Annotated in this window: 10 protein-coding genes; 6 read left to right on the top strand and 4 right to left on the bottom strand. The window is 35.8% G+C overall.

What is annotated here, in order from left to right; genetic code table 11:
* Nucleotides 1-19 precede the first annotated feature (19 nt).
* The 4 genes from ABEG11_RS11135 to ABEG11_RS11150 form a co-directional block, all read right to left on the bottom strand.
* Complete coding sequence (locus ABEG11_RS11135) at nucleotides 20-838, bottom strand: SusE domain-containing protein (RefSeq protein ID WP_348824247.1); 819 nt, start codon at nucleotides 836-838, stop codon at nucleotides 20-22.
* A gap of 22 nt (nucleotides 839-860) precedes the next feature.
* A complete protein-coding gene (locus tag ABEG11_RS11140; RefSeq protein ID WP_348824248.1) occupies nucleotides 861-2465 on the bottom strand; it encodes a RagB/SusD family nutrient uptake outer membrane protein in 1605 nt (534 codons plus the stop codon).
* 22 nt (nucleotides 2466-2487) lie between these two features.
* Nucleotides 2488-4530 carry a SusC/RagA family TonB-linked outer membrane protein gene (locus ABEG11_RS11145; protein WP_348824249.1) on the bottom strand — a complete coding sequence of 681 codons (2043 nt, stop codon included), beginning with the start codon at nucleotides 4528-4530 and terminating at the stop codon, nucleotides 2488-2490.
* Between the two features lie 115 nt (nucleotides 4531-4645).
* Complete coding sequence (locus ABEG11_RS11150) at nucleotides 4646-4954, bottom strand: carboxypeptidase-like regulatory domain-containing protein (RefSeq protein WP_348824250.1); 309 nt, start codon at nucleotides 4952-4954, stop codon at nucleotides 4646-4648.
* 247 nt (nucleotides 4955-5201) lie between these two features.
* Between ABEG11_RS11150 and ABEG11_RS11155 the strand changes: the two genes are divergently transcribed.
* The 6 genes from ABEG11_RS11155 (at nucleotide 5202) to ABEG11_RS11180 (ending at nucleotide 15792) form a co-directional block, all read left to right on the top strand.
* On the top strand, nucleotides 5202-6224 hold the full coding sequence (locus ABEG11_RS11155) for a LacI family DNA-binding transcriptional regulator (protein WP_348824251.1): 1023 nt from the start codon (nucleotides 5202-5204) through the stop codon (nucleotides 6222-6224).
* A 697-nt stretch (nucleotides 6225-6921) separates the two neighbouring features.
* On the top strand, nucleotides 6922-8247 hold the full coding sequence (locus ABEG11_RS11160) for an MFS transporter (RefSeq protein WP_348824252.1): 1326 nt from the start codon (nucleotides 6922-6924) through the stop codon (nucleotides 8245-8247).
* A gap of 23 nt (nucleotides 8248-8270) precedes the next feature.
* Nucleotides 8271-8930, top strand: a complete 660-nt coding sequence (gene pgmB, locus ABEG11_RS11165) for a beta-phosphoglucomutase (protein WP_348824253.1) — start codon at nucleotides 8271-8273, stop codon at nucleotides 8928-8930.
* Nucleotides 8931-9003: 73 nt separating this feature from the next.
* Nucleotides 9004-11298, top strand: coding sequence for a glycoside hydrolase family 65 protein (locus tag ABEG11_RS11170; protein ID WP_348824254.1), 2295 nt, complete (start codon nucleotides 9004-9006; stop codon nucleotides 11296-11298).
* 64 nt (nucleotides 11299-11362) lie between these two features.
* Nucleotides 11363-13201, top strand: a complete 1839-nt coding sequence (locus ABEG11_RS11175; RefSeq protein WP_348824255.1) for a glycoside hydrolase family 13 protein — start codon at nucleotides 11363-11365, stop codon at nucleotides 13199-13201.
* 203 nt (nucleotides 13202-13404) lie between these two features.
* Nucleotides 13405-15792 (top strand): glycoside hydrolase family 31 protein, encoded by a 2388-nt coding sequence (locus ABEG11_RS11180; protein WP_348824256.1) that lies wholly within the window; start codon nucleotides 13405-13407, stop codon nucleotides 15790-15792.

A 15792-nucleotide genomic window follows, 5' to 3' on the forward strand; every position in this document is an offset into this window, starting at 1 on the left:
ATTTTAAAGATTAATTGTATTAATCTAATGTAATTGTTTTGGCAGCATAATCAATTGTCAAAACTCTTTCAGCAGTAGGTCCTGTATACTTAAAGTTACTGTCACCATCTCCAGCATTTTCCAATTCTGAATCGATTGTAAAGCCATTACTTGCAAAATATGTATAATTATGAGATGCATCCCAGTTGCCATTACTTGTGTAATTGTTACCTAAAAATTCTCTAAAAGCTTCTCCGCTCTTTAATACAACTGCAACTTGATAAGCATCAGTTCTTCCAATAATCAAAGGAAATTCTGTTTCAGCATCACCATCCCATGTCCATCCGCCTGGAGTAGCAGCACCAACTAACCAATGAGAGCTTGTTAATGGTACACGATATGGAGTAGCTTTAATTGTAAATGAGTTAGAAATTTGTGGAGTTGAACTAACACCACCTAAAGTTGATTTGATACGAATGTCAATTTCAGATTCAACCTTTGCTGGGAAACCTGCATTAATTAATGCAGAATTAAGTTCAGCAACGGTAAAGTCTTTAAAAGTACTAGTTGAAGTAGAAGCTGCAAAAGGAGTCGCAAAATTTGTTCCTTTTTTTGCAAATTCTATAGTATAATTAATTACCGTTGGGTCTCCCTGATAAGTTGCTTTTTCCCAAACGAATGTAGTAGCTAATTTAGTTTCTTCGGACTTTAACAACACCATGTTGAAATCAGATTTAGGTGACAGTAGAACAGGTTCGGTTCCTTTTACAATTACAGGTCTGTTTTCAACATCGTCACCTGAGCAAGATATAGCAAGTACGCTTATAAAAGCGATTAAAATTTTATTTAGATTTTTCATTTTTTATATTTTTTTAATTTGATTAGTATCCAGGATTTTGCATTAAAGTTGGGTTTGCTTGAATAGCGGTTGCTGGTATTGGCATAAGGTTTCTGTATGATTCTGTTGAAGTACCGTTTTTAACGCCACCTTTCCACTGCCATATTTTACTAGAACCAGTAAATTTATCGAAACGAACCAAATCTGTTCTTCTATGACATTCCCAGAATAATTCTCTACCTCTTTCGGCAAGGATAAAATCAAGAGTCAAATCTGTAGCAGTAACTGCAGTTGCTCCTGCTCTTGATCTTATTTGATTAACATAACCAACAGCTGTAGCAATATCTCCGCCAGTTCCTCCTCTTAGTACAGCTTCAGCATACATCAAATAAACATCTGCTATTCTAAACATTGGAAAATCAGTGTCAGGAATATCGTTTCTTTGAGCGGCACTACCATCAGCTTTTTTATTGATAAATTTTGTAACAGCATAACCGTCAGTAAAAGTTCCAATAGAATTAATGTCTAAAGATTGTCCATTTTTATAAAAGCTGCCTCTTTTGTCACCAACTCCGTTTTCGTCTGGGAAGGATTGAACAAACTCTTTTCTTGTTCTGATTCCTTGCCATCCACCATCCATACCTCTATCACTAGCATTCATCGATCCACCTATTGATGCATGCATGATAAAACTCATTCCAGCTCCGGTAGCTCTGATTAAATTTCCGTCACTTACCACAGGGAAAATAATCTCATTTTGTGCTCCATTGACATTGTTGTCAGCAGAGAATAAATGGAAGTAAGGCACATTTGCAAAAGAATATCCCGAAGCAATTACTTCTTTACAAGCCGTGATGCACTCGGTGTTTTTGGCTGTACCAGTATATACTTTGGCATTTAGATAAATTTTAGCTAATAAGAATTTGGCAGCAGTTTTATCCACTCGTCCATATTCATTTGCTTTAGAAGCTTTTAAACTTGAATCCAACTCTTTCAATTCTTTTTCAACAAAAGCAAAAACTTCGGCTCTTGATTTTTGAACTGGATTATAGAATCCTACTGGATCGGCTTCTGTGGTAATTGGCACATTACCAAATAAATCCATTAATTGAACATAATCAAACGCTCTTAAGAAACGGGCTTCTGCTCTAAAGGCAGCTATTTCAGTTTTCAAAGCAGCGTCAACACCTCTAGCAATCAATTTTTCGTCCGTGGTTTCTCTTAAGAACTCATTAGCAATACTAATTTGATAAAAAGATCTTGAGTAAGTGCCGTACAAAAACTCATTTGAAGGACTCCAAGTTTGTGTATTCATCGTTGGTAAAGAACCATCAGCCCAAGCAATTATGGCTTCGTCAGTAGTGAATTCCTGGCATACAAAAAGAAGTCTTAAGTAACTACTGAAGTCCCCCCCAATTCCAGAGATGTCACCTCTACCGTCACCATCATTTCCTCCTACATATAATCCAGCATATAATTTAGCTAAAACTTGTTTATAAGAATCTGGATTTTTATAAAAATCTTCTGAAAGAAATTCGTCATCATCTTCTGGAGTCACATTCAAGTCGTCAGTACAAGAAGTAAAAACCATATTCATTCCAATAAGCAAAAGGAATAAATAAGCTATTTTTTTAAATGATATTTTCATTTTATTGTATTTAAAATTATGATTAGAAATTAGCATTTACACCAAACATAAATGTTCTGGCTCTTGGATAAACTGCCCCATCTACACCTGAAAAACTTTCAGGATCTATTCCGTTGTATTTACTAAAAACAAGCGCATTTTGTACTCCTAAAGAGAAACGTAAACTTGCCAGTTTAAGAACCGATTTGTCCATAGTATAACCTACAGATATATTATCTAATTTAATAAAAGAGGCGTCTTTTACAAAATAGTCAGATAAGTAACGTTGTGTTCCATTGTCTTCAAATGTAAAACCAGTTTCATAATAATCAGGAGTAATATTTGCCAAATCAGTATCTCTTCGTAAAGCAGCTTGCAAATATCCTCTGTCAGAACTAATATTATCAAAAATATAATTACCTAAACTAGCTCTCCAGCTCATAGCGAAATCAAATTTTTTGTAATTGAAATTACTAAATAATCCAAAAGTATAATCGGCATTTGGCTTATGGAATCTATATAAATCATTCGCATCTCTTTTACCGTCACCATTTCTATCAACGTAAGCGCCTTGAATAGGTTTCTTGTTGGCATCGTAAAGCTGCTCATATACATAAAAAGAACTTGGATTGAAACCTACTGTGTTAATTTTAATTCTATTATTACTACCTCCAGCAATATTATCACCTGTCATATACCCTTGAAAGCCAGGAACAGTTGTGCCTAAGTCAGTAATTTCTTGGTCAAGATAAGCCATGTTAAAACCAACATTCCAATTTAAATTGTCTTTTTTAAGAACATCAACATTAACATTGAATTCAATACCTTGAGTTGTAACACTTCCAATGTTAGAAAAACCAGAGTTTCTTAAATTAGCACCATCAGGATAAGCAATATCTGCCAAGAGGTCGGAAGCTACTTTATTAAAATAATTAAGAGATCCATTAATTCTGTTTTCTAAGAAACCAAAATCTACACCTAAGTTAAATTCTGTAGATGTTTCCCATTTGATATCTTTATTATATCCTTCAGTTCTAGCAACTTGGTAAGCTTTGTTTCCAAAAACATAATTTGAATTTACAGTTCCTAATGTTACTCTTCTTAAATAATCATAAGAAGCCGAAATATCCTGTTGACCAGTAGTACCGTACCCAACTCTCAATTTTAATGCAGAAATGGTTTTATTGTCTTTCAAAAAAGATTCTTCAGCTATATTCCAAGCAAATGCAGCTCCTCCAAAATCGCCCCAACGATTTTCTTCCGAAAAACGAGAAGTTCCATCTCTTCTATAATTAATAGTTAGTAAATATCTACTATCAAATCCGAGGTTTACTCGTCCAAAATAAGATTGTAAATTAATATCTGGATCTGTAGTTACATCTTCAGCTGGGTTTGGCTGTCTGATCTCTCCAGTTGTATATGCTTCTCTTTCAAATAATTGGTAATTGTAACCTCCTGTAGCATCTACTTTGAATTTACCAAATTCTTTTACATAATTTAAATAAGCATTTAAGTTTTTGTTTTGTCGAGAATCTGAATATTCTCTATAGTTGCCTAGGTTTGTCCATTGACCAGAAGAAAAAGTTTTTGGTTGATAACCGCTTACACTATTTATACTGGTTTCTTCAAATCCATCACTATCAAATTTGTCAATTCCTATTTCAGCAACTGCTCTCAGCTCTTCTAAAAAGTGCATTTTATAATCAAATCTTGCATTACCCCATTTTCTTGTAGAAGTAGATCTTCTGTTATTTTGATTAATGCGGGCAACTGGATTCTTAGCAGCAAGTAAATTTACATCGCCATTAGCTTCCAACCATTCAAAATAACCACCATAACGAGAATCTGCCTGATATACCGATTGTGTTGGGTCAAATCCTACTGCACTTCCGATTACATTACCTTGGTCTTGAAACTGATTTTTACCAAATGATAAATTACCATTGATATCAATTTTTAAGTGATTATCTAAAAGCACTGGATTCAGAGACAATGAAGTGGTTGTTCTCTCAAAACTAGTGTTTTTCAAAATACCTGGAGCACCTCCTCCAGTAACACTTACACCTGCTACTCTACCAGTAATCAAGTTTTCTGCAGTAACATTTTGGCCTTTGTTAAAATCTTTAGTTGATAATACAGTAACGGCTCCAGTAGCATCTTTTTTCTTAACAGAACCGTATCCAACCTGTACTACAACTTCTTTATAACTGATTAGAATCTTCTTGAAGTTTAATTATTAATGACTTTTGATTTCCAACGGTTACGGTTCTAGTTGTATAACCCATGTAGGATATGTTTAATACATCCGTAGGTTTTACATTGGTTAACTGGAATTTACCATCAAAATCAGTTGATACACCAGAGGTGCCTCCTTCTATTTTTACATTTACTCCCGGAATGGGCTGACCTGATACATTATCAAGTACCGTTCCTTCAACTTTGTTCTGGGCTATTGCACAAAACGGAAGCAGGAGTAATAAAAATAACAACTTTTTGTAAATTGTTTTCATACTTTTTGTTTAAATTAATTGTTTTTTTGGTTAAGTTTTTTGTTTAAGTTTTCTTTACTTCGAATTTCAAAATTAAGAATTAATTAACACGCTCAACATGACGAAAACGATAGAGGCTTACGAAAACGTGATAGTGTTGAAAACTTTGCTTTTTATATTCATTTTTGCATGAATATTTACAATAAATAAAAAATTATGTTACCTTTATTACGAATCGAATAGTTCAATCAAGTAATGCCACTTTAAGATGAAGAAAAAAATAACGCTAAAGCAAATTGCCAAAGAATTGGATGTCTCAATTTCCACGGTTTCAAAATCACTTAGAAACAGTCCCGAAATTGGAGAGGAAACCAGGCTGAAAGTTCAGGCATTTGCAAAATTTTATCATTATAAACCCAATAATATTGCGCTCAGCCTTAAAAACAGGAAAACTAAAACAATAGGAATAATTATCCCCGAAATTGTACACCATTTTTTCTCTACAGTAATTAATGGAATCGAACAGATTGCCAATGAAAACGGATACAGTGTAGTCATTTGTCTCTCCGATGATTCCTTTGATAAAGAAGTACTCAATATGGAACTTTTGGCTAATGGCAGTATTGACGGTTTTATCATGTCCTTGTCTAAAGAAACCCAGTTTAAAGGAGATTTCCATCATATTACCGAAGTGATTAATCAGGGAATGCCTGTGGTCATGTTTGACCGTGTTACCAATGAAGTATTGTGTGACAAAGTAATTATTGATGACAAGCAGGCCGCCTATGAAGCCGTTCAGAGCCTGATTGATAAAGGCCGGAAAAAGATTGCTCTTGTAACCACCGTCGATTATGTAAGTGTTGGCAAATTAAGAACTGATGGATACGTAAAAGCACTGCTGGACAATAATCTGCCTTTTGATGAACACCTGATTATAAAAATTGAGGATATAGATACCTGCGAAATTATTATTGGCAAACTTTTGGAGGATGAAGCTATTGATGCCGTTTTTGCTGTAAATGAAATTTTTGCTGTGACCTGCATCAAAGCGGCTAATAAAATAGGATTAAATGTTCCAAAAGATCTTGCAGTAATCGCCTTTACAGACGGAATGATTTCCAAATATTCTACCCCAACAATTACTACTGTGAGCCAAAGCGGTGTTAAGATGGGAAACCGCGCTGCCAAAATAATCATCGACCGGCTGGAATCGGAAGATGAATCGGAGGAAGAAAATTACATTACCGAAGTTATTGAAACCTATTTAGTCGAAAGAGAATCTACCAATTAGCAGCAGACTGCAAATCAGACGAAGCAAAAGAATATTTTTAGATAAAATATAGTTTTTAAAAATTGAAATCGAATGGATAAAACCCATTCGATTTTTTTATGGCAATCTATTAATTCTAAAAATTTTGCAAAGAAAATATGTAATTTATTAATTACTACAACCTTGTAGTGAAAAAAAATGATGATTTTTGAATTTTATTAAATAATTACTAAAAAGAATTTTATACATTTACTCCACGTTTATAACTTTTCTTTTACTTCGAAAAATAAGATGAGTTTTTTTATAACGATAAATTTCGTGTTATAATTTTTTAAGGCACGATAAATCTTTTAAAAAAAGATTCATAAATTGTATAATGATTTAATGAATTTTTACAAGAGCACAGTTAATTATTAAAGTGAGAGTTCCTTTAGGGATATTTATTTAACTGTACATATGCTGCCCATAACAATTTTTATTAAAAACATGCTGAATTCAGAAATGAATAAAAGTTTAGTCTTTTTCCAAAATGCCAAAGTTTGCTGTTTTGAAAAGAAGCGCTAAACAATATTGTGTTTAAAAGTTGATTTGAGAGTATTAATTTGAACTCAATTTCATTTTGTATTATTTGTATTTTCATTAATAAATTATAGTCAGTTTTGATCAAGAATACAGAACAACTGTTTGTTTAGTAAATAAATATGTAAATTTTTTAATAATGGGAAAACCAAATTTAAGTTTTTGGCAAATTTGGAATTTAAGTTTTGGATTCTTGGGAGTTCAAATCGGATATTCTTTGCAAAATGGAAACACAAGTAGAATATTAGAAGCACTAGGTGCCGATGTTCACAGCATTGGGTACTTTTGGTTAGCGGCGCCGCTGGCTGGTTTAATTGTACAGCCTATTATTGGTCTTTCAAGCGATAAAACCTGGACCAGATTAGGCCGCCGAATCCCATTTATATTATTCGGAGCAATCGTCTCGGCACTGGCAATGTTTTTTATGCCCAATGCTGAATATTTCACTTATCTATTGCCACCTCTGGCTTTTGGAGCCGTGATGCTATTGCTTATGGATACATCATTTAATGTTACCATGCAGCCATTTAGAGCGCTGGTGGGTGATATGGTAAATGATGAACAGCGAAATCTAGGCTATTCACTGCAAAGCGCGTTAATTAATTTTGGTGCTGTTTTTGGATCATTATTGCCTTGGATTTTAGTTAAAACAGGATTGTCAAACGTCCCGGCTGCTGGCGAAAAAGTGGCGGAATCTGTAATCTGGTCTTTTTACATTGGAGGAGCAATATTATTGGGAACAGTGCTTTGGACCGTTTTTAGAACAAGAGAATATGCGCCGAAAGAACATGCTGAATATAATAATATTGATTTGAATACTGCTGAAGATAAGCCAAAAGAAAATATTTTCAAGCTGATAGGCAATGCTCCTAAAATATTTTGGCAGCTTGGCATTGTTCAGTTTTTTTCCTGGTTTGCATTGTTTTTAATGTGGGTTTATACCACACGGGCTATTGCCAATCAGGTGTGGGGATCAGCCGCTCTCGATGCTAAATCAGTTGGATTTAATGAAGCAGGAGACTGGACAGGCGTAATGTTTGCATTTTACAGTGGTGTTGCAGCATTGTTCTCACTTTTAATCCCATCGATCGCCAAATCAATCGGAAGAAAAAAAACCTATAGCTTCTCTTTATTTATGGGAGGATTGGGGCTAATATCAATGTTTGTAGTCGAAGACAAAAACATGTTACTGCTTTCTATTTCAGGAGTAGGATTGGCTTGGGCAGCTATCCTGGCAATGCCATATGCAATGCTTTCAGGGTCATTGCCTGCCGAAAAAATGGGGGTATATATGGGATTGTTTAATGCCACGATAACGCTGCCGCAAATTACAGCAGGATTATTAGGAAGTACTATAATCATGCTCTTTGGAGGAGAACCAATGGCGATAATTGTAATAGCAGGAATATCTCTGCTGATTGCTGGTCTGGCTGTGTTTTTCGTTAAAGAAAAAGTGCAGGAATAAAATAAAAAATAATAAGCAGAATAATGGAAAAGAGAAAAGGATTTATTTTTGATTTAGACGGTGTAATTGTTGACACTGCCAAATATCATTTCTTAGCGTGGAAAAAAATCGCGAGTGGATTAGGAATTGATTTCACATTAGAACACAATGAATTATTAAAAGGAGTGAGCCGGGTTCGTTCCTTAGATATCATTTTGGAATTAGGGAATGTTGAAGCTTCTCAGGAGCAAAAAGACAAATGGTTAATCCAAAAAAACGAAGACTATCTTTCGTATCTGGTTGATATGAATGAGACTGAAATTTTGCCTGGAGTCATGAAAGTTTTAAAGTTTTTAAAAGCGAATAATCAGCCAATTGCTTTGGGATCAGCTAGTAAAAATGCAAGACCTATTCTTGAAAAAACTGGAGTTCTGCCTTTTTTTGACGCTATAGTTGATGGAAATGATGTGGTGAATGCAAAACCAGATCCCGAAGTTTTTCTTCATGCCGCAAGCTTATTGAATGTAACCAATGAAGACTCTATCGTTTTTGAAGATTCTGTAGCAGGAATTCAAGCCGCAAATATTGCCAAGATGATGAGTATTGGCATAGGTCATGAAGAAACACTGCATGAAGCGCAATACAATTTTAAAGATTTTACCGAAATGAATTCCACTTTTTTGGAATTATTAATTAATAAATAATTAGTCAATCAGAAAATGTGAAAATTAGATAATTCACAAAGAGTTTAATTTTTCACATTAACACATTAAAAAAATGAATCAAGATTATATAAAACCAGATAATTGGTCTATCATCGAAGAAGGATTTGATAAAGAGCAAGTTAAGTCTTCCGAAAGTTTATTCAGCATCGGTAACGGTGCTATGGGTCAGAGAGCCAATTTTGAAGAAAATTATTCAGGAGAAACTTTTCAGGGAAGTTATATTGCCGGAATTTATTATCCGGACAAAACTAAAGTGGGCTGGTGGAAAAACGGTTACCCAAAATATTTCGCTAAAGTATTGAATGCTCCAAACTGGATAGGAATTGATATCGAAATTAACGGTGAAAACTTTGATTTGAATACCTGTACCCAAGTGTCAAACTACCGTCGCGAGCTCAATATGAAAGAAGGCTGGTACAACCGTTCATTTCAGGCGACACTTAAAAATGGCACTGAAGTATCGGTGAATGTCCGTCGTTTTCTATCACTTGATTTAGACGAAGTCGGAGTAATCAACTATGAAATCACTCCTTTGAACAAAGACGCCAAAATCATCTATAAACCTTACATCGATGCCGGTGTAACCAATGAAGATGCTAACTGGGAAGAGAAATTCTGGGAGCCTTTGGATGTTAAAAAATCAGGGAACGAAGCTTTTGTTACAGCGCAGACTTTCAAAACGCATTTTAAAGTAACAACCTTTATGCAGAATACGATTTTTGCAAAAGGTGAAAAACAAAATTTATCTCCAATTTCTGTTGATACAACTGCTGATAAAATATTATTTTACTACGATGTTATTGCAGCAAAAGGAGAAAAATCCGGAATCCAAAAAATTGGAGGTTATACCGTTTCGTTAAATCACACTGATACCGTTTCGGCAGCAGAGAATGTTATTCACTCAGCTTTAGCAAAAGGTTACGACCAATTACTGCAAGACCAAATTGATGCTTGGGCAAAGATTTGGGAAATGTCTGACATTACAATTGAAGGGGACGTAAAAGCACAACAAGGAATTCGTTTTAATATTTTCCAATTGAATCAAACCTATTTAGGAAAAGATTCCCGTTTGAATATTGGACCAAAAGGATTCACCGGAGAAAAATACGGCGGATCTACTTATTGGGACACTGAGGCCTATTGTATTCCTTTTTATATGGCTACAAAAGACCAGCAGGTTGCCCGTAATTTATTGACCTACCGTTACAACCAATTAGATAAAGCCATTGAAAATGCTAAAGATAATTTAGGTTTCAAAGACGGTGCAGCTTTGTACCCAATGGTTACTATGAACGGAGAAGAATGTCACAACGAATGGGAAATCACTCACGAAGAAATCCATAGAAATGGTGCGATTGCTTTTGCAATTTACAATTACCACCGTTTTACAGGCGACTACTCGTATATTCCAGAGAAAGGATTAGAAGTTTTAATTGGTATCGCCCGTTTTTGGCACCAAAGAGCTTCTTTTTCTAAAAACAAAAATCAGTACATGATTTTGGGTGTAACTGGTCCAAACGAATACGAAAACAACATCAACAATAATTTCTATACCAATTATATTGCAAAATGGTGTATTGATTATGCCACAGAGCAAATTCAAAAAGTATCTTTAGAATATCCTGCAGACCATAAACGCATTATCGAAAAAGTAAAACTTTCGGATGCTGAGTTACAGGAATGGAATAAAGTTTCGAGCAATATGTATTTCCCAAGATCAGAAGAAATGGGGATTTACCTGCAGCAGGACGGTTTCTTGGATAAAGATTTGGTTCGTGTAAAAGATTTAGACCGTTCACAAAGACCGATCAATCAGAAATGGTCTTGGGACAGAGTTTTGCGTTCACCTTACATCAAACAGGCTGACGTATTGCAGTGTTTCTATTTCTTCGAAGATCATTTTTCTAAAGAGGAATTGGAACGTAATTTCGATTTCTACGAATCATTTACAGTGCATGAAAGTTCGCTTTCGCCTTGTGTACACTCGATTCAGGCCGCTTTATTAGACAAAATGGATATGGCTTACGCTTTCTATTTAAGAACTTCCCGTTTGGATCTTGACGATTACAACAAAGAGGTTGAAGAAGGCTGTCACATCACATCTATGGCCGGAACCTGGATGAGTATCGTTGAAGGATTTGGTGGAATGAGGGTGAAAAATGATGCACTTCATTTCTCTCCAAAAATTCCAAAAGAATGGAAAGGCTATACTTTTAAAATCAATTTCCGAAACCAAATTCTGAAAATTGCAGTGGATCACAAGGATACTAAATTCACTTTGGAAGGAACAACAGAATTAACTGTTTATGTAAATGGCAAAGCCGTTTTGGTTCAGCCAAATCATTAAAATAAATCACTAAACAAACCCTTTCCTAGTATTACTTCGAAAGGGTTTTAAAATTATAGCAGTAATGAAAAAAGCAATTATTCTCATGTGTCTTATATCAGCATCCGTTTTTGGACAAATTGACAGAGTTGAACCTCCGTTTTGGTATGCAGGAATGCATAATCCAGAACTGCAGATTATGTTTTACGGCAAAAATATTGCCGAAAATGAAGTGACGGTTTCTAATAATATTGTAATCAAAGAAGTAAAAAAGACCGAAAACCCAAATTATCTTTTTGTTACCATCGATACAAAAAATGTGACGGCGCAGGATTTGGTTTTTACATTTTCGAAAAACAAAAAAGCCGTTTTTACCAAAAAATACAGTCTGAAACAAAGAAGAGAAAATTCGGCTTCCAGAAAAAGCTATGATGCCTCCGACTTGATTTATCTGATAATGTCTGACCGTTTTGCGAATGGAAATCCTAAAAACGACAGCGATAAATCAGTTACTGAAAAAGGAAACAGAGCACTCCCAGGCGGAAGACACGGCGGTGACATTGCCGGTATGATGCAGCATTTGGATTACATCAAAGAATTGGGAGCGACGGCACTTTGGCCGACACCGCTTTGCGAAGACAATGACAAAGCTTATTCTTACCATACTTACGGACAGTCTGATGTTTACAAAATTGATCCTCGTTTTGGAACCAATGAAGAGTATGTACAGCTTTCGGCTGAACTGCACAAGCGCGATATGAAACTTATCATGGATTATGTGACGAATCATTGGGGAGCAGAACACTGGATGATGAAAGATTTGCCAACTTATGAATGGATTCACCAGTTTCCAGGTTATGCCCAAACGAATTACCGAATGACCACTCAGTTTGATCCAAATGCATCTCAGATTGATGCCAAAATGTGTATGGACGGCTGGTTTGTGAAATCAATGCCCGACTTGAATCAGTCGAATCCATTGGTGAATACCTATTTGAAACAAAACGCCATTTGGTGGATTGAATATGCCAATCTGGACGGTTTCCGCGTCGATACCTATTCGTATTGTGACAAAAAAGGAATCGCCGAATGGACAAAAGCTGTTACTGATGAATATCCAAATTTTAATATTGTTGGTGAAGTATGGATGCATGATCAGGCGCAGATGGCGTATTGGCAAAAAGACAGTAAGATAGCAGCCATACAAAATTATAATTCCTATTTGCCTTCGGTAATGGATTTCACGCTGATGGAAACGATGGACAATGTTTTCAATCAGGATAATGGAAAATGGAATGAAGGCATGGTCAATATTTATGAAAATTTCACCAATGATTTTCTGTATCCAAATATCAACAGCATTATGATTTTTGCCGAAAATCATGACACAAACCGTTTCAACGAAATTTACCAAAAAGATTTGTCCAAATACAAAATGGCAATGACTTTGCTGGCAACCGTTCGAGGAATTCCGCAGATTTATTATGGTTCCGAGATTGGAATGGCAGGAAGTAAAGATAAAGACGGCGATGCCGCTATTCGTCAGGATTTCCCTGGAGGTTGGGCTGGTGATGCCAATAACGCTTTTGCAAAAGAGGGAAGAACGCCCGAGCAGCAACAGTTTTTCGATTTTTCATCAAAATTATTCAATTGGAGAAAAACGAATGACGCTGTGCATTTCGGGAAGATGAAACATTATATTCCGGAGAACAACGTCTATGTTTATTTCAGATATACCGATTCTAAATCGGTTATGGTGGTTATCAATAACAGCAAGGAAAAACAGACTTTCCCGACCAAACGTTTTGAGGAAAGCATTGTCAATTATAAAACCGGAAACGATGTGCTTTCAGGAAATTCTATCGACTTGAAAAATGATATTTCTATTGAAGGAAAATCAGTTCTGCTTTTGGAATTAAAATAAAAAAAATTTAAACCATATAAGGAATTGGGTTAAGGCACAACGATTATCCCCAATATTGTCATCCCGAGGAACGAGGGATCTCCACAAGAAACTCCGCATAGTATTGTTTTTTCTTTGCGGAATATCAGGCGGGGATGCTTCCTACGTCAGCATGACAAGTGTGGGTCACAGGGCTTTATCGCTGACAAATAAATTCTTCAATTATGAAAAAAATAATTCTATTCCTTTTAATTTCAAGTTTTTCCTTTGCACAAAATGCAAACAGAAAATTTGAAAGTTATAAGGTTGTCCAAAATACTTTGGAAATAAAAACATCGGATGGGCAGTATTTAATCAAACCCTATTCTGATAAAATAGTTGAAACCACATTTTTGCCGACAGGCGAAAAATCGAATCCGAATTCCCATGCAGTAGTTTTAACTCCTGAGAAATCGACTTTTAAAGTAAAACAAACCTCAAACGGATTGGTTTTTTCTTCCAATGGAATTGCGGTTTCCATTACAAAAAGTCCTTTTCAAATCACTTATTTGTACAAAAACAAAGAACTGATTTCGGAGAAAAACGGTTATGTAAAAAGAAGCGTAAACAGTAAAGAGCAACCACAGGAAACATTGGAATTTAATGTAGACGGAACCGAAGCGCTTTACGGAGCTGGAGCGCGCGCATTAGGAATGAACCGTCGCGGAAACCGTTTGGAATTGTACAACCAAGCCGATTATGGATACGGAACACATTCCAAAAAAATGAATTTCTCGATTCCGCTGGTAATGTCGTCCAAAATTTATGCGGTTCATTTTGATAATGGAACCATTGGCTGGTTGGATTTGGACAGCAAAAAAGACAATACTTTGGTTTATGAAACCATCTCCGGAAGAAAAACCTATCAGGTAATTGCCGGGGATTCATGGGTTGATTTGACTTCAAATTATACAGCTTTGACAGGAAGACAACCACTTGTTCCTCGTTGGGTTCTAGGGAATTTCTCTAGTAGATTTGGATACCATTCGCAGGAAGAAGTAACCAAAACCATTGATAAATATTTGAAAGATGAAATCCCTGTAGATGCCATAATCCTTGATTTGTATTGGTTCGGGAAAACGGTTACGGGAACGATGGGGAATTTGGATTGGGACAAAGACAATTTCTCTGATCCAAAGAAAATGATAAGCGATTTGAACGGTAAAGGAGTCAAAACCGTATTGATTACCGAGCCTTTTATATTGACAACTTCAAGTAGATGGCAAGATGCGGTCGATAAGAAAGTTTTGGCAACAGACAATGCCGGAAATCCGTTTAAATATGATTTCTTTTTCGGGAATACCGGACTTGTGGATGTGTTTAAACCCGAAGGGAAAACTTGGTTTTGGAACATTTATAAAAATTTAATCAACCAAGGCGTAGGTGGTTGGTGGGGTGATTTGGGAGAACCCGAAGTATTTCCGTCAGCGTCGTTTACAGCTCAGGGAAAAGCTGATGAAGTACATAATGTTTACGGACATACTTGGGCGAAAATGATTAATGATGGTTACGCAAAAGATTTCCCAAATGTGCGTCCATTCATTTTAATGCGCGCCGGATATTCCGGTTCACAGCATTATGGAATGATTCCGTGGTCTGGCGATGTAAGCCGTTCTTGGGAAGGATTACAGTCACAACCCGAAATTGCATTGCAGATGGGAATGCAGGGAATGGCGTATATGCACTCGGATTTGGGAGGATTTGCCGGAGATTATTTTGATAATGAATTATATGTTCGCTGGTTGCAGTACGGCGTATTTCAGCCGGTTTATCGTCCGCACGCGCAGGAAGAAGTAGCTTCAGAGCCTGTTAATAAAGACATTTTGACCAAAGCTAAAGTCAAAAAACAAATTGAGTTGCGTTACCAAATGTTGCCGTACAATTACACTTTGGCTTTTGAAAATAACACCAAAGGTTTACCATTAATGCGTCCTTTATTTTTTGAAGAGCCAGATAATGAAAAATTACTGAATTCCTGTGATTCGTATTTGTGGGGAAATGATTTTTTGGTGACACCAATTACTAAAGCAGGAGTTACTAATACGACTGTTTATTTCCCGAAAAACAGCAATTGGTTTGATTTTTATACAGGGCAAAAACACGAAGGCGGAAATACGGAGAACATTGCAGTTTCAGCTGATAATATCCCGGTTTTTGTTCGTGGAGGGGCTTTTATTCCGATGATTAAAACAATTCAAAACACGACGAAATATTCGTTGGCTAACTTTGATCTGCATTTTTATTTTGATGAAAAAGTAACTTCAAGCGCAGGTAAATTGTACAATGACGATGGATTGACTCCAAATGCTTTCGAAAAAGGAGCCTATGAAATATTGAATTTTTCAAGCAACACTTCCGCAAAAGTTATCACATTGAAAATCAACACTACAATTGGAAAAGCATTTGCAAGTGGCGATAAAAATGTAACATTATTGGTTCACAACATCAGTGCAAAACCAACGAAAGTTACCGTTAACGGAGCGAACGTAGATTTTAAAACCAATGCTCCCATACTTGAAATTTCGGTAGTATTGAAAAAAGGATTAGATAACGAAATCAAAATACAGCTATAA

This window comes from Flavobacterium aestuarii, assembly GCF_040049115.1.
Lineage (GTDB): Bacteria > Bacteroidota > Bacteroidia > Flavobacteriales > Flavobacteriaceae > Flavobacterium > Flavobacterium aestuarii.

Bases quoted from the DNA above. Each gene is read 5' to 3' on its own strand.
- ABEG11_RS11135 (WP_348824247.1), bottom strand. From the start codon at position 838: ATGAAAAATCTAAATAAAATTTTAATCGCTTTTATAAGCGTACTTGCT.
- ABEG11_RS11140 (WP_348824248.1), bottom strand. From the start codon at position 2,465: ATGAAAATATCATTTAAAAAAATAGCTTATTTATTCCTTTTGCTTATT.
- ABEG11_RS11150 (WP_348824250.1), bottom strand. From the start codon at position 4,954: ATGAAAACAATTTACAAAAAGTTGTTATTTTTATTACTCCTGCTTCCG.
- ABEG11_RS11155 (WP_348824251.1), top strand. From the start codon at position 5,202: ATGAAGAAAAAAATAACGCTAAAGCAAATTGCCAAAGAATTGGATGTC.
- ABEG11_RS11160 (WP_348824252.1), top strand. From the start codon at position 6,922: ATGGGAAAACCAAATTTAAGTTTTTGGCAAATTTGGAATTTAAGTTTT.
- pgmB (WP_348824253.1), top strand. From the start codon at position 8,271: ATGGAAAAGAGAAAAGGATTTATTTTTGATTTAGACGGTGTAATTGTT.
- ABEG11_RS11170 (WP_348824254.1), top strand. From the start codon at position 9,004: ATGAATCAAGATTATATAAAACCAGATAATTGGTCTATCATCGAAGAA.
- ABEG11_RS11175 (WP_348824255.1), top strand. From the start codon at position 11,363: ATGAAAAAAGCAATTATTCTCATGTGTCTTATATCAGCATCCGTTTTT.
- ABEG11_RS11180 (WP_348824256.1), top strand. From the start codon at position 13,405: ATGAAAAAAATAATTCTATTCCTTTTAATTTCAAGTTTTTCCTTTGCA.